14 protein-coding genes are annotated in these 18,367 nt (G+C 65.9%); 8 read left to right on the top strand and 6 right to left on the bottom strand.

Going from position 1 to position 18,367, the window contains the following annotated elements; genetic code table 11:
- Positions 1-20: 20 nt before the first annotated feature.
- Positions 21-2,387: an FdhF/YdeP family oxidoreductase gene (locus tag MTX35_RS06805; protein ID WP_243594245.1), complete on the top strand. Its 2,367-nt coding sequence runs from the start codon at positions 21-23 to the stop codon at positions 2,385-2,387.
- Positions 2,388-2,418: 31 nt separating this feature from the next.
- On the opposite strand, the gene MTX35_RS06810 is transcribed toward MTX35_RS06805, so the two are convergent.
- On the bottom strand, positions 2,419-3,075 hold the full coding sequence (locus MTX35_RS06810; RefSeq protein WP_243594246.1) for a GntR family transcriptional regulator: 657 nt from the start codon (positions 3,073-3,075) through the stop codon (positions 2,419-2,421).
- Positions 3,076-3,211: 136 nt separating this feature from the next.
- On the opposite strand from MTX35_RS06810, the gene MTX35_RS06815 reads away from it, so the two are divergent.
- A complete protein-coding gene (locus tag MTX35_RS06815) occupies positions 3,212-4,708 on the top strand; it encodes an aldehyde dehydrogenase family protein (protein ID WP_243594247.1) in 1,497 nt (498 codons plus the stop codon).
- A 3-nt stretch (positions 4,709-4,711) separates the two neighbouring features.
- A complete protein-coding gene (locus MTX35_RS06820; RefSeq protein WP_243594248.1) occupies positions 4,712-5,599 on the top strand; it encodes an oxygenase MpaB family protein in 888 nt (295 codons plus the stop codon).
- Positions 5,600-5,615: 16 nt separating this feature from the next.
- Here the strand turns inward: MTX35_RS06820 and MTX35_RS06825 are convergent, their stop codons facing one another.
- A complete protein-coding gene (locus MTX35_RS06825; protein WP_243594249.1) occupies positions 5,616-6,665 on the bottom strand; it encodes an alpha/beta hydrolase in 1,050 nt (349 codons plus the stop codon).
- Between the two features lie 333 nt (positions 6,666-6,998).
- Here MTX35_RS06825 and mihF point away from each other — a divergent pair, with 333 nt between their 5' ends.
- From mihF to MTX35_RS06845, 4 genes are read left to right on the top strand one after another with little or no spacing between them, the layout of a single operon-like run.
- A complete protein-coding gene (mihF, locus tag MTX35_RS06830; RefSeq protein WP_008712632.1) occupies positions 6,999-7,313 on the top strand; it encodes an integration host factor, actinobacterial type in 315 nt (104 codons plus the stop codon).
- A 42-nt stretch (positions 7,314-7,355) separates the two neighbouring features.
- Complete coding sequence (locus MTX35_RS06835) at positions 7,356-7,838, top strand: cation:proton antiporter regulatory subunit (RefSeq protein ID WP_243594250.1); 483 nt, start codon at positions 7,356-7,358, stop codon at positions 7,836-7,838.
- A gap of 19 nt (positions 7,839-7,857) precedes the next feature.
- The gene (locus MTX35_RS06840) at positions 7,858-9,030 is read left to right on the top strand and encodes a cation:proton antiporter (protein ID WP_243594251.1); all 1,173 of its coding nucleotides are present in this window, start codon (positions 7,858-7,860) and stop codon (positions 9,028-9,030) included.
- A gap of 12 nt (positions 9,031-9,042) precedes the next feature.
- On the top strand, positions 9,043-9,699 hold the full coding sequence (locus MTX35_RS06845; RefSeq protein WP_243594252.1) for a GntR family transcriptional regulator: 657 nt from the start codon (positions 9,043-9,045) through the stop codon (positions 9,697-9,699).
- Between the two features lie 59 nt (positions 9,700-9,758).
- Here MTX35_RS06845 and MTX35_RS06850 read toward each other — a convergent pair whose 3' ends face one another.
- Together MTX35_RS06850 and MTX35_RS06855 are read right to left on the bottom strand one after the other, a co-directional pair.
- Positions 9,759-11,894 (bottom strand): 3-hydroxyacyl-CoA dehydrogenase NAD-binding domain-containing protein, encoded by a 2,136-nt coding sequence (locus tag MTX35_RS06850; protein WP_243594253.1) that lies wholly within the window; start codon positions 11,892-11,894, stop codon positions 9,759-9,761.
- A 9-nt stretch (positions 11,895-11,903) separates the two neighbouring features.
- On the bottom strand, positions 11,904-13,115 hold the full coding sequence (locus tag MTX35_RS06855; protein ID WP_243594254.1) for an acetyl-CoA C-acetyltransferase: 1,212 nt from the start codon (positions 13,113-13,115) through the stop codon (positions 11,904-11,906).
- A 234-nt stretch (positions 13,116-13,349) separates the two neighbouring features.
- Here MTX35_RS06855 and MTX35_RS06860 point away from each other — a divergent pair, with 234 nt between their 5' ends.
- Positions 13,350-13,586 carry a hypothetical protein gene (locus MTX35_RS06860; RefSeq protein ID WP_243594255.1) on the top strand — a complete coding sequence of 79 codons (237 nt, stop codon included), beginning with the start codon at positions 13,350-13,352 and terminating at the stop codon, positions 13,584-13,586.
- A gap of 1 nt (position 13,587) precedes the next feature.
- Here the strand turns inward: MTX35_RS06860 and MTX35_RS06865 are convergent, their stop codons facing one another.
- Entirely contained in the window at positions 13,588-15,918 is a 2,331-nt protein-coding gene (locus tag MTX35_RS06865) for a DNA polymerase III subunit gamma and tau (RefSeq protein ID WP_243594256.1), read from the bottom strand.
- Positions 15,919-15,962: 44 nt separating this feature from the next.
- Complete coding sequence (locus MTX35_RS06870) at positions 15,963-18,356, bottom strand: helicase-associated domain-containing protein (protein ID WP_243594257.1); 2,394 nt, start codon at positions 18,354-18,356, stop codon at positions 15,963-15,965.
- Positions 18,357-18,367 lie beyond the last annotated feature (11 nt).

An 18,367-nucleotide genomic window follows, 5' to 3' on the forward strand; every position in this document is an offset into this window, starting at 1 on the left:
AACGCAACGAAGGGACCCGCATGAGACGCACCGACAGCGACGTCGACGAGGCCGAGCTCGATATCGAGAAGCCGAAGACCCACGCGGCAGGCCCCGTCGCCGTTGCCGTGTCCATGAAGCGAGCACTCGGGCACATGGGCCCGAAGCGCACCGCTCAGACACTTCTCAAACTGAATCAGGCCGAGGGCTTCGACTGCATGAGTTGCGCCTGGCCCGATCCGGATCCGGGCCACCGGCACGCGGCGGAATTCTGCGAGAACGGCGCGAAGGCCGTGGCCGAGGAGGCGACGACCACGCGAGCGACCCCGGAGTTCTTCGCGCAGCACAGCATTGCCGAGCTCGACGGACATACCGAGCACTGGCTCGGCCAGCAGGGCCGCATCACGCATCCGATGATCAAGCTGCCCGGCGGCAGCCACTACGAGCCCATCGAGTGGGACGACGCGTTCCGCCTGATCGGCGACGAGCTGAAGTCTCTCGCCAGTCCCGACGAGGCCATCTTCTACACGTCGGGCCGCGCCTCCAACGAGTCCGCGTTCACGTACCAACTGTTCGCGCGGTCGTTCGGCACCAACAACATGCCCGACTGTTCCAACATGTGTCACGAGTCGACGTCCATCGCACTGCAGGAATCCATCGGCATCGGCAAGGCCAGTGTCACCCTCGACGACGTCCACAACGCCGAACTGATCATCCTGGCCGGACAGAATCCCGGCACCAATCACCCGCGCATGCTCTCGGCCCTCGAGCTGGCGAAGCAGAACGGCGCAAAGATCCTGTCCATCAACCCCCTTCGCGAAGCGGGTCTGCTGAACTTCAAGAATCCGCAGACCCCCCGCGGCATGGTGGGACCGGGAACGGACCTGTCGGATCTGCACCTGCCGATCAAGCTAAACGGCGACCTCGCGCTGTTCCAAGCACTCGGCTCGCTCCTGGTGAAGTGGGACGCACTCGATCACGAGTTCCTCGACAACTACACCGTCGGCTTCGACGCGTGGAAGGCGCACGTCGCCGAGGTCGATTGGGACCTCGTCACCGAGGTGACCGGATTGTCGGTAGCGCAGATCACCGAGGCCGCCGAGATGCTGCGCGACTCCAAGGCGACGGTCTTCTGCTGGGCCATGGGCCTCACGCAGCACCGCAATGCCGTCGCCACCATCAAGGAAGTCACCAATCTCGCGTTCGCCCAGGGCAACATAGGCAAGGCAGGAGCAGGCCTGCTCCCGGTACGCGGCCACTCGAACGTGCAGGGCGACCGGACCATGGGCATCTGGGAGCGCCCTCCGGTGAAGTTCCTCGACGCGATGGCCGCGGAGTTCGACTTCGAGCCACCGCGCGAGCACGGCTTGGACACCGTCGATTCCATCCGGGCCATGCGCGACGGCAAGGCGCACTTCTTCCTCGGGCTCGGCGGAAACTTCGTCCAGGCCACGCCGGACAGTGACGTCACCTTCGAGGCGCTCCGCAAGATGCGGATGACGGTGCAGATCTCCACCAAGATCAACCGATCCCACCTCGTCTGCGGTGAGACCGCCTTGATTCTGCCGACCCTGGGCCGCACCGAGAAGGACGTGCAAGCCAGTGGCGAGCAGTGGATCTCGGTCGAGGACTCCACCTGCTCGGTGCACTCGTCCCGAGGACCGCTGAAGCCCGCGAGCGAGTTCCTGCGCTCGGAGGTCGCGATCGTCAGCGGTATCGCCGAGGCCACCCTCGGAACCCGATACGGTCTCGACTGGAAGGGTTTCCGCGACGACTACCGCAACATCCGTAAGCACATCTCGCGCGTCGTCGCCGGTTGCGAGGGGTACGAGGTCAATGTTCGACGCCCCGGCGGCTTCGTCCTACCGCATCCCCCTCGCGACAGCAGGACGTTCGAAACCAAGAGCGGCAAGGGCGAATTCGCGGTCTCGCCGATCGATGTGCTGCAGGTTCCGCCGGGCCATCTGATCCTGCAGACGCTGCGCAGCCACGATCAGTTCAACACCACGATCTACGGGCTCAGCGATCGGTACCGCGGCATCGAGAACGGCCGACGCGTCATCTTCCTGCACCGAGAAGACATCTCCACGCTCGGCTTCCGCGACGGCGACATGGTCGACCTCGTCACCAAGTGGGACGACGACGACGTGGAACGGTGCGCTCCGTCGTTCCGCATCGTCGAGTACGACACCCCGCGTGGATCGGCTGCCGCGTACTACCCGGAGACCAATCCGCTGATTCCGTTGGATTCGACTGCGCTGCAGAGCAATTGCCCCACCTCGAAGTCGGTGATCATCTCGATGGTTCCGGCCGGGACGGGTGTGCAGGGAACGGCGAACGGCCATCAGGACAACGAGGGATCGGACGAAGGGCACAAGTCGCACCCGCAGCCGCATCACCTGAGCTGACGGTCACCGGCACGACCGGCAGTGGGTCGTCCTACACGATGTCCCACTGCCGGAACTGTCGGCGCATCACGTCGTCGGCGGCCTCGGCGTCGCCTCGCTCGAAGGCCTCGATCAGTTCTTCGTGACTGCGCACGGCGTTGTCACCCCACTGCCTGTCGGTCGCGTACACCCGCGGGGTGTATCTGACTGCGCCGAGCAGAAACCACGCCAGTGTGCTTCCGCCTGCGATCTTGTTGACGGATCGGTGGAACTCGAACTCGTAGTACTCCACCGATTCGGTATCGGAGCGAGCCACGGCGGCGCGCAGACCGTCGGTGAGCGCAGTCAACCGGCCGAGATGCTCGGTTGTGATGTTGCCGGCTGCTCGGCCGGCGAGCGCGCCGGCGATGGTGCCCTGCAGCCAGAAGATGTCGTCCACGTCCTGCGGCGACAACTCGTTCACGCGGTAGCCACGATGGGGCACCTGCTCGACCAGCCCCTCACCTCGCAACGCGACGAGTGCCTCCCGAACAGGAGTCGCGCTGACCCCGAGCTCGGCCGCTGCCTCGTCGATGCGTACGAACGAGCCGGGCTGCAGCACTCCGGTGACGATCCGCTGGCGAATACTCCCAGCGACATCCTCGGACAGCTGCGGCCGACGCGGAATCGGTCGCTCGGGCGATGCGGCGCGAGTGAGATCGGTGCTCATGGAATCACTCCTGCACTTGCTCCTGCACGGTCGGACGGCGGGGGTTGTAGCAACCCGAAGTGACGCATAGTGTGTCCTGGACAACATGTGAATCACATCAAATATATGTGATGCGATCTGCTGGAGGATAGAGCCCGTGACGGACCAGATCGAACGAACGAACGAGAGCACCTTCGAAAGCCTCGACCCCAGAACAGGTGTCGCACTCGCCACGTATCCGATCGCGGGCACCGAAGAGGTCGGCATCGCCGTCGCTCGCGCCCGATCGGCCGCGCGATGGTGGGACGCGCAGGGCTTCGAGGGCCGCATGCGGTGGCTGCTGGAGTTCAAGTCCGCGATCGCCCGCGACGCCCCGAGCCTCGCCGCGGTCATCGCTGCGGAAACCGGCAAACCCGACGAGGACTCCCTGCTCGAGGTCATGCTCGGCGTCGAACACATCGATTGGGCGGCGCGCAACGCCGAGAAGACGTTGAAGCAACGCAAGGTCGGATCCGGCCTGCTCGCCGTGAACCAGAAGGCCTACGTCGGCTACCGCCCGTTCGGCGTCGTCGGAGTCATCGGCCCCTGGAACTACCCGCTCTACACCCCGATGGGTTCCATCGCGTACGCCCTCGCAGCCGGCAACACCGTGGTGTTCAAGCCGAGCGAACTGACGCCGGGCGTCGGCACCTGGTTGGCCGAGAAGTGGCAGTCACTGGCCGCTCCGCACCCGGTGTTCCAGACGATCACCGGCGACGGATCCACCGGCACCGCCCTCGTCGAATCCGGCGTCGACAAGATCGCGTTCACCGGGTCCACGGCCACGGCCAAGAAAGTCATGGCCACCTGCGCGAAGTCGCTGACCCCACTCGTCGCCGAGTGCGGCGGCAAGGACGCGATGCTCGTCGACGCAGATGCGAACATCGCTGCCGCAGTGGAATTCGCGACGTTCGGCGCGATGGGCAACGCGGGCCAGACCTGCGCGGGCGTCGAACGCATCTACGTCGCCGCTCCGGTGTACGACCGCTTCGTCGCCGACTTCACCACCGCCGTCCGGGCGCTGAAGCCCGGCGGAACGAAGACCTCGTCCTACGGTCCGATGACCCTGGGCAAGCAGAGCGAGATCGTCCGAGGCCAGATCGAGGACGCCCTGGCCAAGGGCGGCAAAGCCGTTGTCGGCGGCCTCGATTCGCTGCACGGGCCGTACATCGACCCGGTGATCCTGACCGACGTGCCCGAGGATTCCACGGCCATCACCGAGGAGACCTTCGGCCCGACCGTCGTGGTCAACAAGGTGCGAGATCTGGACGAGGCCATCGAGCGAGCCAACGCGTCGAAGTACGGACTGGGAGCGTCGGTGTTCACCCAGGACAGCGCAGTGGGTAGGCGCGCCGCCGAGAAGCTCGATTGCGGTGTGGTGACGGTCAATTCGGTTCTCGGCTTCGCCGGTGTTCCGGCGCTGCCGTTCGGTGGCACCGGCGATTCGGGCTTCGGCCGCATCCACGGGGCCGACGGCTTGCGCGAGTTCAGTACCGTCAAGTCGTTGACGGTGCAGAGTTTCGCCGCTCCGGTGAACCTGCTGACGATGAAGCGCAAGGCGCGCAACATGAAACTCTCCGTACTGGCGCTGAGGCTTCGTCACGGACGGGGCTGAGCAATGGACGTCTCGCCGAAGAAGGGGCGCTTCGGTTGGCTACGGCGCATCGAGGAACTCGATCCGGTCCGAGATTGCCACACGATCCACCGCATCACGGCCGGGTACGAGTTCCCCTGGGACTACCAGCGCGCCCTCGAATTCGCGTTGTTCCGCACGTACTGCGTGCCGAGTATCTCGGAATTGCTCGCGCGAACCGGCGAGTTCGAGAAGCGGCCCCAGAAGCGCTACGACGACACCGCGCTACTGATGGCCGAGATGCTCGAGCACGGCTACGACTCCGAGCGGGGTCGGGAGTCGCTGCGCACGGTCAACCGGATGCACGCGCAGTACGACATCTCCAACGACGACATGCTCTACGTACTGACGACGTTCATCTACGAACCCATCGAGTGGATCGATACCTACGGTTGGCGCCGGCTGCACCCCAAGGAACGACTCGCCACCTTCCACTTCTACTCCGAAGTGGGAAAGCGAATGGGTATCAAGCACATTCCCGAGTCGTACACCGAGTTCGCGCAATTCAAGCTCGACTACGAAGAGCGGACGTTCCGCTTCAGCGAGGACAATCGCCGGATCGGCACGTACACCCTCGACCTGTACTGCTCCTGGTACCCCGCTGCGCTGACCCCAGCCGTGCAGCAGGGAGTGTTCGCACTGTTGGACGACCGGATGGCCGGTGCCTTCGGCTTCCCCGCAGGCTCGCAGACGGTCGAGCGGGTGGCCGTACGCGCTCTGCGTGCCCGAGCGCGGGTGGAGCGATTCCTACCCAAGCGAACGCGATCGCGGGCCACCGCCGACCCGTCGAACAGGACCTACCCCGGGTATCCCGTCGGGTACAGCCCGCGAGATCTGGGCACCCATCGCAGTTGTCCGGTGGCGGCGACGTAACTGCGAACTCGCCGGGTCACAGTCCGTCCACCCACCGGCCGAACGCATCGCGAAACTCCCACGAGAGCGGCAGCGGTGCCAGAGCGGTGTTCGGATCCGCGGGTAGCGGGCCGAGCTCGCCCAACGTGTGCGAGCTGTTGGCGAAGTGTGCGAAGTCGAGGTCGGTGTGCGCCAGGGCCACTCGGACGTTGTCGACCTGGCCGCAGGAGACGTTGAGGTCCTTGTCCGAGCAGGTCAGGAACGTGGAGTACGAGTCCGGAAGTGCGGCAGCCAGATTCGCCGGGTCCGTGACATCCGCTTCACGCAGGAACACGGCGTTCTGCTGCAGTCCGAGACCGTCGACGATGGGGTCGGGCTCGGCGGACAACGGTCGTCCCGCACGGATATCGGCGACGGCCTGGGCGAAACGATTCCGGGACGACGCGGCCTGGTCCTCGGTGAACTGGCCCGCCGCCACGGCCTCGTCGATGTTGCGATCGACCTGCGCGGTAAGCAGGTCGAGGTAGCGGATCGACAACGGCTCGAGCAAACCGACATTCGCGATCGCCGCACTGTCGGCATCGGCCAGGCGCAGTGCCGTCAGCGCGCCCTCGCTGTGCCCGATCACCGTCGTGCGATCCGCCCCGACACCGGTCCGCTGTTGCAGGAATGCCAGTGCGTCCGCAGCATTGTCGACCTGCGCGTCGAAGCCGGGAGGGTTGTTGGGATCCACACCGGCCAGTCCGGTCCGGCCGCCACCGAGCTTGTCGAATCGCAGGCTCGCAATCCCGCGCCTGGACAGCTCGTCCGCAACGTACGCGGTCGTGTTCAGCTGCAGATCACCCGAGTTGCCGTTGCGATCGGTCGGCCCGCTGCCCGGCAGCACCAGAGCGACGCCGCGGGTATCGCCTACCGGCGCGCGAAGGCTGCCGTGGAAGGTGATGCCACCGGACTCGAAGCTCACTTCGGAGTCGAGCGCGTCGTCCGGCGACCACGGAACGTCGATCGGAGCAGCGGTCGCGGTCCCCGCGCCGACGAGAAGAATCGACGTCACCAGTGCGGCCAGCAGTTGTCCGGTGCGCAGCATGTAGCCAGAGTAACAATCCAACCGCCCGTTCGGGTACTGCGCGGCCGTCGATCCGGGGACGCACTGCAGTCGCCCATACCTGCCCGACAGCCGCTCGGGGAGGCGTCGGACATGCCCGATACACGACGGCCTTCGAGGACCGACAGGGGGCCGAAGTGCTGGTCGGGGCACACCCCGAATCGGATAGGACGTAGCCTGGCGGAGAAGGTTCGGTGGCTCGACCGGAATGACACTCGTGTTGTTCGGTTAGATTGGGAGAGCCACCAGGCACGATGCAAGAGGGTCGAGACCTGTCAACGAGCGACGGGTCACCACAATCGAGGAGAACAGGCCATGGCTTTACCAGTATTGACACCGGAACAGCGCACCGCGGCGCTGGCCAAGGCGGCCGAGGCACGCACTGCGCGGTCGAAGCTGCTCGCGTCCGTCAAGTCCGGCGAACTCAGCGTCGCGGACGTTCTCGCCAAGGCGGAGAACGACGAGATCGTCAAGAAGACCAAGGTGTCCGCCCTGATCAAGGCCCTTCCGGGTGTTGGTTCCGTGCGCGCCGCACAGCTGCTCGAGCAGCTGTCCATCGCCGATACCCGCCGCATCGGTGGCCTCGGCGCAAACCAGCGCGAAGCCCTCCTGGCTGCCGTCGCATCCTGATTCTGCAGGTAGCGCACTACGTGCAGGGCTAGCATTTCGGCCATGAACGTCGAAGTGACCCTGCTGCCGGGAATCGGGGTGCGTAAGGATTTCGCCCTCGCTTCCGGGCGCCGCATAGGCGTCATCACCCGCAAGGACGGCGCGAACGAGTTGATCGTCTCGCGCAAGGACGACCCCGATGCGACGCAGGCGTCCATCACGTTGAGCAATGAGGAAGCGGCGGCCCTGGGCAATCTGCTCGGGTCGCCGCAACTCATCGCCCAGCTCGGGGAAGAGCATCGCGACCTCCCCGGAATCAACACTCGCCAGCTCCCCGTCAGGGAGGGCTCGCGGTACGACGGCCGCCCCCTCGGCGATACCGGGATGCGCACCAAGACCGGCGTCTCGATCGTCGCAGTGATGCGCGCAGGCCAGGTTCAACCCTCCCCCACCCCGGACTTCACCCTCGTCTCCGGCGACCTACTGGTCGCCGTCGGAACGGCTGACGGTCTGGACGCAGCAGCCAAGTTGCTCACCGATGCCTGAGATCAGTCGGGGCTGAGCCGTGGCCGAGAGTGCACTCGCCCTCACCGAACTGGGAGCGGTGTTCTTCGTACTCGGCCTGCTCGCGCGACTCGCCGGCAAGATCGGCGTCTCCCCCATTCCGTTCTATCTGCTCGGCGGCCTGGCTTTCGGCAACGGCGGAATCGTCACTCTCGGCGGTATCGACGAATTCAGTGAACTTGCGAGCGAAATCGGCGTCGTTCTGCTGCTGCTCCTACTCGGACTCGAATACACCGCCACCGAACTCGTCACCGGCCTGCGCCGATCGTGGATGGCCGGGCTGGTCGACATCGTGCTCAACTTCGCACCAGGTGCCCTGGTCGCCCTACTGCTCGGCTGGGGCGGAGTGGGCGCACTCGTGATGGGCGGTGTCACGTACATCTCGTCGTCGGGCATCATCGCCAAGGTCCTCACCGATCTGGGCCGACTCGGCAACCGCGAAACGCCCGTCGTGCTGTCCATCCTGGTGTTCGAGGACCTGGCAATGGCCATCTACCTGCCCATTCTGACCGCAGTCCTGAGCGGGGTGAGCTTCCTCGGCGGACTCGAAGCCCTCGGAATCTCACTGTTCGTCGTCACCTTCGTGCTCGTCGTCGCGCTGCGATACGGCAGATTCGTCTCCGCCGTACTCGACAGTCCCGACCGCGAGGTCGTCCTGCTCAAGGTCCTCGGATCCGCCCTGCTGGTGGCCGGCATCGCGTCGGAGCTGCAGGTTTCCGCTGCCGTCGGCGCGTTCCTGCTCGGCATCGCGATCTCCGGGTCGACGGCCGACAACGCCACTCGCGTGCTCGAACCCCTCCGCGATCTCTTCGCCGCGATGTTCTTCGTGGTGTTCGGTCTCGCCACCGACCCCGCGACCATCCCACCGGTGCTGGGCTGGGCCGTCGTGCTCGCGGTCACCACCACGGCCACGAAGATCGCGACGGGCTGGTGGGCGGCGGGCCGTCAGGGAATCGGACGACCGGGCCGGTTGCGCACCGGTGCGGCGTTGGTGGCACGCGGTGAGTTCTCGATCGTCATCGCCGGGCTGGCTGTCGCCGCAGGCGCGGTGGAAGGCGAGCTGGCCGCTCTGGCGACTGCGTACGTGCTGCTGATGGCCATCCTGGGGCCCATCGCGGCCCGAGTCGTCGAACCGGTCGCGCAGGTACTCCTACGCACGAAGCCCGCCGTGTGATTGGCTTTCGGAATGGTTGAGAAGCGGACGGCTCTGCGGCGACGGCCCCAGTTGTCCGAGGAAGTCGCCAGCCACGTCAGGCACCGCATCATGTCCGGGGAAGTGAGCCCGGGCGACTTCATTCGCCTCGACGAGACGGCCGCGGAACTCGGTGTCAGTGTCACTCCGGTCCGTGAGGCGCTGCTGACGCTGCGGGGCGAGGGCATCGTCGAACTCGTCCCGCATCGCGGATACAGGGTGTCCCCGCTGACACCGGAGGACATCGTCGACATCTTCTGGCTCCAAGGGCGGATTGCCGTCGAGCTGGTGCGCCGTGCTGCGCCGAAGATCACCGAGGCCGAGCTCGACCGGCTGGCCGAGCTCACCGCAGCGCTGTCGATCGCCGTCGAGAACGGCAAGCCGGAGGACGTGGAGAACTGTGAATTCGAGTTCCACCGCGTGCTGAATCGACTGGCCGAATCGGCGAAGCTGGCGTGGTTCCTCAACAACGCCACCCGCTACACACCCACCCGCCTGTACGCCACCGACCGTGAGTGGGGTCGGGCAGCAGTCCGCAACCACGAGGAACTCATCGATGCTCTCGTTCGAAACGACATCGACGCCGCCTGCGAATTGATGAAGCAACAATTCACAGACGGCGCCGAGAGGTTGATCGCGCATCGCGGTTGAGCGCTACGCGCATGTGAGCGAAACTTCGTAGTGGGCTACGAAGTTCCGTTCACATGGGGTCAGCGCAGCGAGGCGGGAACCTGGAAGCGCTCGCCGTACTTCTTCGCCAACTCGTCTGCACGAGTGACGAATCCGGCCTGACCACCCGGGTAGCCGACGACGTACTGGTGCACGCCTCCGGTCCACGCGGGGAAGCCGATGCCGAAGATCGAGCCGATGTTGGCGTCGGCGGTGGTGTTCAGAACACCCTCGTCGAAGCACTTCTGCGTCTCGATGGCCTCGATGAACAGCATGCGCTCCTTGAGGTCCTCGAACGGGATGTCCGCCGAACCCGACTTGAAGGCATCACGCAGTCCGGGCCACAGACCGGCGCGCTTGCCGTCCTCGTACTCGTAGAAGCCCGCGCCCTTGGCCTTCGACGGACGCTCGAACTCGTCGACCATCTTGTCGATGACCTCGCCGGCCGGGTCCTCGGGCGGAGTTCCACCCGCAGCCTTGATGGCGTCGTAGGTTTCCTTGCGGATCTTCTGCATCAGGTTGAGCGTGAGCTCGTCCGAGAGCTGCAGCGGCGCAGCCGGGTAGCCGGCCTGCAGACCGGCCTGCTCGATGGTCGACGGCTCGACGCCCTCGCCCAACATCGCGATGGCCTCGTTGATGAACGTGCCGATCACGCGAGAGGTGAAGAAGCCGCGACTGTCGTTGACGACGATCGGAGTCTTCTTGATGAGCTGCACCAAGTCGAATGCCTTGGCCAAGGCCGCGTCCGAGGTCTTCTCGCCGCGAATGATCTCCACCAGCGGCATCTTGTCCACGGGTGAGAAGAAGTGGATTCCGATGAAGTCTTCCTGACGCTTGATGCCCTGAGCCAAGCTCGTGATGGGCAACGTCGAGGTGTTGGAACCGAGCAGCGCCGTCGGATCGACGAGGTCCTCGATCTCCTGGAACACCTTCTGCTTCAACTCTTCCGACTCGAAGACGGCCTCGATGACGAGGTCTGCGCCTTCGACGTCCTTGGCGTCGGCGGTCGGGTGGATACGCGCGAGCAGAGCGTCCGACTTCTCCTGGGTGGTCTTGCCACGCGAGAGAGCCTTGGCCTCGATGGCCTCGGAGTACGCCTTGCCCTTCTGTGCCGACTCGAGGGCAACGTCCTTGAGCACCAAGTCGATTCCGGCCTTGGCGCACACGTAGGCGATGCCCGCGCCCATCATGCCTGCGCCGAGAACCGCGACCTTGGTGAAGGTGGTCTTCTCGATGCCGTCGGGGCGAGACTTGCCGGCGTTGATCGCCTGCAGATCGAAGAAGAACGCCTGAATCATGTTCTTGGACACCAGGCCGGTGACCAACTCGGTGAAGTACCGCGACTCGATGGTGGATGCATTGTCGAAATCGACCTGCGCACCTTCGACGGCCGCCGCGAGAATTGCGCGCGGAGCCGGCATCGGAGCGCCCTTGATCTGCTTGCGCAGGTTGGACGGGAAGGCAGGCAGGATCTGGGCGAGCTTCGGATTCGACGGCGTGCCGCCGGGGATCTTGTAGCCCTTGACGTCCCACGGTGCGACGCCACCCTCGGGGTTGGCCTTGATCCAAGCCTTGGCGCTGGGCACCAATTCCTCGATGCTGCCGACCAATTCGTGAATCAAGCCGATCTCGAGAGCCTTCTCCGGACGGAACCGGGTGCCCTGCGCGAGGACGGACATGAAGGCGGTCTGGATGCCGAGCAGTCGCGTCACACGCGTGACACCGCCGCCGCCGGGGAGCAGTCCGAGCGAAACCTCGGGCAGACCGATCTGCACGCCGGACACGTTGGCCGCGATGCGGTGATGCGTCGCGAGCGCGATTTCGAGTCCGCCGCCGAGTGCCGCACCGTTGATGGCGGACACGACCGGCTTACCGAGCTTCTCGATGCGGCGCAGCTGAGCCTTGACTTCCTGGACCTCGTCGAACACCCGCTGGGCGTCCTCGGGCTGAGCGGAGATGAGGGTGTGCAGGTCGCCACCGGCGAAGAACGTCTTCTTGGCGGAGGTGATCACGACGCCGGTGATGGAGTCGACCTCGGCCTCGAGGCGATCGACGGTGGCACCCATCGAGTCCTTGTACAGCTGGTTCATCGTGTTGGCGCCCTGGTTGGGGTCGTCCATCGTCAGGACGACAATGCCGTCGGCGTCCTGGTCCCACTGAATCATGTTGTCAGACATCGTAATACCTCAGACTCGCTCGATGATGGTGGCGACGCCCATGCCGCCGCCGATGCACAGGGTGATCAACGCGTATCGGCCGCCGCGGCGCTCGAGCTCGTCGAGCACGGTGCCGGTGATCATGGCTCCGGTGGCTCCCAGCGGGTGGCCCATGGCGATCGCACCGCCGTTGACGTTGAGCTTCTCGTTCGGGATGTTCAGATCCTTCTGGAAACGCAGCACCACGGAGGCGAACGCCTCGTTGAGCTCGAAGAGATCGATGTCGTCGACGGTCAGGCCCGCGGTCGCGAGAACCTTCTTCGACGCCGGGGTGGGCCCGGTCAGCATGATGGTCGTATCGGCACCACTGGTGGCGGTCGCGACGATGCGCGCCCTCGGCACCAGGTTCAGGTCCTTACCGGCCTGCTCGCTGCCGACGAGAACGAGTGCTGCGCCGTCGACGATGCCGGAGCTGTTACCGCCGGTGTGCACGTGATCGATCTTCTCGATCCAGTGGTACTTCTGCAGCGCGACGTCGTCGAACCCGCCCATGGCCGCGATACCGGTGAAGGCCGGGTTCAGCTTGCCGAGCGATTCCACGGTGCTGCCCGGACGCATGTGCTCGTCCTGATCGAGGATGAGCAGACCGTTCTGATCGGTGACCGGAACGACGGACTTGGCGAAGTAGCCACCGGACCACGCCGCTGCGGCGCGCTCCTGGGACTGCACGGCATAGGCGTCGACGTCCTCGCGGCTGAACCCCTCGATCGTCGCGATGAGATCGGCACCGATGCCCTGCGGGGCGAAGTAGGTGTCGTAGTTGGTGACGGGGTCCATGGCCCACGCGCCGCCGTCACTGCCCATCGGCACGCGCGACATCGACTCGACGCCACCGGCGATGACCAACTCATCCCAACCCGAGCGCACCTTCTGCGCGGCCAGGTTGACGGCCTCGAGGCCGGACGCGCAGAAGCGGTTCAGCTGGAAGCCGCCGACGGTGTCGGGCATCTTTGCAGCGAGCACTGCCGTGCGCGCGATATCCGCACCCTGATCTCCGACGGGTGAGACCACGCCGAGGATGAGGTCGGAGATCCGGTTCTCGTCCATGTCGGGAAAACGTCGACGAAGCTCGTCGATCAGGCCGGTCACCAGGGAAATCGGCTTCACCGAGTGCAGGGAGCCGTTCTTTCCTTTGCCTCGGGGAGTCCTGATGGCTTCATAAATGAATGCCTCTGTAGTCACAGCGCGCAGTTCCTTCCAGATACTCGATCTTCTCGCGGTCGCCGTCGCGGCCGACCGCATCGGTGCGAGGCCATGGCAGACCTCAGCTCATGCCAGAGTAGGGCCGCGAGAAGATCCGGCGTAAGGACCGAAACGAGCGTGGTGCATGACCCGACGCTCCGGTTCAGGTTTGAACGACCTGTCCGTGGGACACTCCCAAGGATCAGATCTACCGAGCTTGGAAGAAGACCGACCATGGAAACCGACAACGAACTGAGCGTGGGCGCTCGCGTCAAAGTACGCATTCACACCCCCGACGCCGAGGACAAGTCCGCTCAGGACGCCTACGAAACCGGAGCGATCGTCGAAGACTTCGGCGTGCAGACTCCCGACACCACGTCGAGGGAATGGGCAGTGGCCAGGCGCTGGGCCGTGGCACTCGACAGTGGCCGGTTGGTATTCGCCGACAACGAGGACCTCACCGTCGGCTGAATCAGGTCTCTTTGAGCGGTACCGCTCCCAGTTCGCTGACCAGCAGCTCCATCGCGACGGTTTCCGGGTCCCGGCGAACCGTAGGATCCGCTGGTTCGGCCGCAGCCTTGAGCAGCTCTTCCTCGTCCTCCGGCGTCTCCGGGGGTGGTGGGCCTACCGGCTCGGGCTCGTCGGGGTAGTCCGGCGCTTCGGGCATCGGAATGTCGTCGGCTCCGATGCCCGCCGAGGATCCGTCCCCCGCTGATCCGAAGCCGTCCGAGGTGGGACGGGGAGCCCCTGCCTGGCTCGGCCTCGAGAACTTCGGCAGCGACGCGGGTTTCGCTGCCGGTTCATCTTTTTTTGCTGATGACTGTTCCGGTGGTGCCGCGGCACCGACCAGACACACCACCGACCATTCCACGCCGAAGACGTCCCGCAGAGCGTCACGAATGACGTCGGCGTTGCGGGGTTCCTCCAGCCGCTTGGCCAACGGTGCCGAATCGTGGCCGAGCGTGATGGTGCCGTTCTCGACGGCGCGCACCGACGCACCGGAGAGCATCACCTCGACGGTCCGGCTCCGCTCTCGTACCTTCGTGCGCACCTCGGACCACACCGCTCGAACCGCAGCGGCGTCGGGCTCGCTCGACGCGGCGGCTGGGGCCGCCACGGGGTCCGGCTGCGGCTCGAACACGGGCTCCGGCTCTGGGCCGTAATCGTCCTCGGGCTCCGGCGGAAAATCTTCGTGGGAAACCGAGGCGACAGGTGCCGAATCCTGTTGCGCAGCAGCGGGTTCCGGTTCCGGTGCGGGCTCTGGAGTCGATTCGAGTTCCGGCTTCGACTCGGACACCGGGGCCGGCTGAGGCGTTGGCTCGGGTGTTGCGACGGGTTCGGGAGTGGCAGCAGGCTCCGGTATGGAAGCAGGCTCCGGTGTGGGAGCAGGCTCGGGAGTCGGAGCCGGCTCGGGTGCTGGAGCCGAGGCCGCAGGTGTAGGCGCAACGGGGGCGGGTGTAGGCGCAACGGGGGCAGGTGTGGGTGCGGCAGGTGCCGGCTCCGCGGCCGGTGGGCGTTGCGACGGTCGCTGGAACTTGTTCACCGGCGCCGGGCCCGAGGGTGCGGGCTCGTCGGAAGGTTGCAGCTGCGGTCGCGTCGGATCCGCGGCTGCCTGGGCGACGGCTGCCTGCTCGCCCGCCGGGAGAGTGACATCGAGCCGACGTTCCACCCGTTCGAGTCGTTGCAGTACCGCTGATTCCGCGTCGGAGGCCGAGGGAAGCAGCATGCGGGCGCACATCACTTCGAGCAGCAGACGCGGGGCCGTGGCACCGCGCATCTCGCCGAGTCCCGAGTGCACGATCTCGGCATAGCGAGTCAACGTGGCCGAGCCGAGCAGATCGGCCTCGTCACGCAGTCGCTCGAGTACGTCGCCCGGCACGTCGACCAAACCGCGTTCTCCGGCGTCGGGCACGGCTTTCATCAGGATCAGGTCTCGCATGCGATCGAGGAGGTCGATGGCGAAGCGGCGTGGGTCGTGGCCGGCGTCCATCACCTTGTCGACGGTGCCGAACAGTGCGCCGCCGTCGCCCGCGGCCAGTGCGTCGACTGCTTCGTCGATGAGTGCGACGTCCGTGACGCCGAGGAGCGACAGCGCCCTCGGGTAGGTGACGCCCTCGGGCCCGGCTCCGGCCAGGAGCTGATCCATGACGCTGAGCGAGTCACGGGGCGAACCGCCGCCCGCGCGGATGACCAGCGGGTAGACCGCATCCTCGACCGGGACCTGCTCCTGTCCACAGATCTTCTCCAGCAGCACGCGCATCGTCGACGGCGCGAGCAGCCGGAACGGATAGTGGTGGGTACGCGAGCGGATGGTGGGGAGCACCTTCTCGGGCTCGGTGGTCGCGAAAATGAAGACGAGGTGCTCGGGCGGTTCCTCGACGACCTTGAGCAGCGCGTTGAAGCCTGCCGGGGTCACCATGTGTGCCTCGTCGATGATGAAGATGACGTAGCGCGATTCGGCCGGGGCGTACACGGCCTTGTCTCGTAGATCGCGGGCATCGTCGACGCCACCGTGGCTGGCTGCGTCCATCTCGACGACGTCGAAGTTGCCCGGTCCACCGGGGGCGAGGGCGACGCAGGAGTTGCACACACCGCAGGGTGTCGACGTCGGACCCTCGGCGCAGTTCAGCGATCGGGCGAGGATGCGCGCGGAGGAGGTCTTTCCGCAGCCACGCGGCCCGGAGAAGAGGTAGGCGTGGTTGATTCTGTTGCTGTCCAACGCCACGCTGATCGGCTCGGTGACGTGCTCCTGACCGACGACCTCGGCGAACGTCGCAGGACGGTACTTCCGGTAGAGGGCCACGCCCGAAAGGGTACCGGCGACCACGGACACTGTTGCATCGCCGGTCATTGTCGGCCGGCGGATACCGCTCTGATGTTCATGATCGCGAAGCTCTCGCGGCTCCCGGTCGATTCCGAGAGCGCGTACAACCAATGGCCGTCCTGCAGCGCGTCCGAGATCGCGTGCCGCACGATGGCTCCCTTGGAGTTCTGATAGTCGATCGAGACGGGTGTGCCTCGTGCCGCGGCGTCGGTCAACAGATCCAGCTCCCGCGGCAGCAGCCGGCTGAGAGGACCCAATGCAGACCGCACTCGAGCCTCGTCGACGCTGCCGCTGGTGCCGGCCAGCAGCAGCCGCGCGAGCTCGCGTGGTTCGCGTCGGTGCTGCGCCGGGTGGACTGCGCGATGTGTCGATCGGGAGGCCTCGGCGCGGATCCGCGTTGTGCTGTCGAGTTGGAGTTGCCCGGTGTCGGAGTGCCGCACCGGGGAGTATCCGTGCCTGCGGAGCACGGCGATGGTGTCGATCGGCGTGGCCGAACTGACCAGGACGGTGGGAGCGAGGCGCTCGAACCGAAGTACAGCCAGGGACTCGTCGGTCTCGATGCTCGTCAGTAGGACGACGTCCTCGGAGACGATCGCGCAAGGAATTCTGCGTACAGCCAGTGCGCCGTAGCTGCGCCAGCAGTCCCGGATGGTGTACCCCAGCGCCTGAGGAACGTCGGTGTCGGCCATCTCCGTCAAGGCATCGATCAGCTGGTCGCCGGTGCCGCCCGTGTCGAAGAATCCGCGGATGGTCGCCGGGGTGAACCGCCAGACCGATGCGACATCTCTCGACTCGGGTTGCGCGGCCGCGCCGAGTATCGACGCCACCTCGGTACTGGGTGGCCCGGTGACCACCGCCGTGGAATCGGGCAGCAGCCGAACGGAGAACGGAACCCATTCGGCCATGTCCTGCAGCTGGGCTGTCAGAACCGCACGGATTTCGCCAGGATCACCGTCTCGTCCCGCGGGGAATTCGGTGAGAGTGCGGCACAGATCGGTGGGCGCACCGTCGGCCACTATCCCGAGTCGGCCGGCCTCCAGCCACAGCGCGTGCACGTGCCCGGGCCCGGCAGTCGTCGAAACGACCGGGATGTGCCAGTCGAGGTACTGGGCGAACTCCCCGGAATCACGCAGAACCGTCGCCGGAGAGTCGGCGTCCTCGTACCGCAACAGAGCTGTCAGCGCCGTCGCGCGCAGGTCCGCTGCCGCGGGGTCGTCGAGCATCTTCTTGAGCGCAGGAACGGTCTTCTGGGACGCACGGGGCACCCGGTGGGTCGGTGTGAACGGCGAACTCCACCACGCGGCCACCAGGGTGGCTGCCTGTTCGGCTCGGGTGCTCGTCGACCACGTCTCGTAGGCCGAGGTCAACGTGACGCCGGTCGTGCCACGTTCGGCCAGTAGCCCGGCTTCGCGTGCCAGCATCAGCATCAACGCGGTGTCGTGTTCGTCGGCGAAGCCCAAACGATTCGTCAGCGACCGAAGAACCTTGGCGCTGATGCCACCGGTCTTCATCATCGTCAGTCCATCGGTGTCGATGGCAGTCAGTAGCGCCTGCGTGTGTTCGCAGAATTGCAGCAGGGCGATGGAACGACTGCGCTGCACCTCGTCGGGCGAGGGCACGCGGGTGTCGAAGGTCGGTGGGGTGAGGTCGATGGGCAAGCGCCACCCGTCCCCTCGCAGTGCGATGCTCACCTCCAACGGCATCTCGACGCGGTGCCCGTCCAGTCGATACAGCAATCCCCGCTCAAAGGCAGGCGTCCCCGCGCTCGATGGAATGTCGAAGATCAGTGACACCGGCTTGCCATCGACGAAGCGACACAACATCGCTCGCATCTCCTCCGACCCGCCGTCGAACAGCGCCCTGATGCGTGCGGGCGTCATCGCGGCTGCAACGGCGTCTGCGCGCGCCCCTCGCTCGAGCGCCGGATCGATACCGAGGGTCGACAGCACAGTCAGTCGGTCCTGCTCGACGGCGCAGTGCAGGAACAGCTTTCGCTGCCTGCGAGCAAGTCCGAAGGGATGCGAGAACACCCCGGACAGATCGATGGGTGAATATTCGACGGTGCCGGCGCCGGGCAAGGAGTGCGGCCAGATCAATCCGTGGGCCGTCAGGGTCGCGAGAGCTGCGTCGATGTGCGGCGTCTCGTTGACCGATCCCTCACTCGCCCAGTGCCCGATCTCGGCTCGGCTCAGATCGCCCATGAGCGCGAACAATTCGAGCAGAGCGAGGGAGCCGCTGTCGAGTCGACGCGGCAGCATCGGCACCCGAGCCGGGGCACCGAGCAGCTGCGCGAGCAAGCCGAACGAACGCGGTGGTGGGTCGGTGGCCACGTCCGGCCGACGGTGCAACAGATCGGTCAGTGCGTCCTCGTCGAGAGACGCCAGCCAGCCCTCGTAAGTACCGATACTTTCGGTCATCTCGCCCCCCG

The sequence above is a fragment of the Rhodococcus sp. ARC_M12 genome (assembly GCF_022810385.1).
GTDB lineage: Bacteria > Actinomycetota > Actinomycetes > Mycobacteriales > Mycobacteriaceae > Rhodococcoides > Rhodococcoides navarretei.

Excerpts from the sequence above, each read along its gene's own strand:
- MTX35_RS06805 (WP_243594245.1), top strand. The coding sequence starts at position 21 with ATGAGACGCACCGACAGCGACGTCGACGAGGCCGAGCTCGATATCGAG.
- MTX35_RS06810 (WP_243594246.1), bottom strand. The coding sequence starts at position 3,075 with ATGAGCACCGATCTCACTCGCGCCGCATCGCCCGAGCGACCGATTCCG.
- MTX35_RS06820 (WP_243594248.1), top strand. The coding sequence starts at position 4,712 with ATGGACGTCTCGCCGAAGAAGGGGCGCTTCGGTTGGCTACGGCGCATC.
- MTX35_RS06825 (WP_243594249.1), bottom strand. The coding sequence starts at position 6,665 with ATGCTGCGCACCGGACAACTGCTGGCCGCACTGGTGACGTCGATTCTT.
- mihF (WP_008712632.1), top strand. The coding sequence starts at position 6,999 with ATGGCTTTACCAGTATTGACACCGGAACAGCGCACCGCGGCGCTGGCC.
- MTX35_RS06835 (WP_243594250.1), top strand. The coding sequence starts at position 7,356 with ATGAACGTCGAAGTGACCCTGCTGCCGGGAATCGGGGTGCGTAAGGAT.
- MTX35_RS06845 (WP_243594252.1), top strand. The coding sequence starts at position 9,043 with ATGGTTGAGAAGCGGACGGCTCTGCGGCGACGGCCCCAGTTGTCCGAG.
- MTX35_RS06850 (WP_243594253.1), bottom strand. The coding sequence starts at position 11,894 with ATGTCTGACAACATGATTCAGTGGGACCAGGACGCCGACGGCATTGTC.
- MTX35_RS06860 (WP_243594255.1), top strand. The coding sequence starts at position 13,350 with ATGGAAACCGACAACGAACTGAGCGTGGGCGCTCGCGTCAAAGTACGC.
- MTX35_RS06870 (WP_243594257.1), bottom strand. The coding sequence starts at position 18,356 with ATGACCGAAAGTATCGGTACTTACGAGGGCTGGCTGGCGTCTCTCGAC.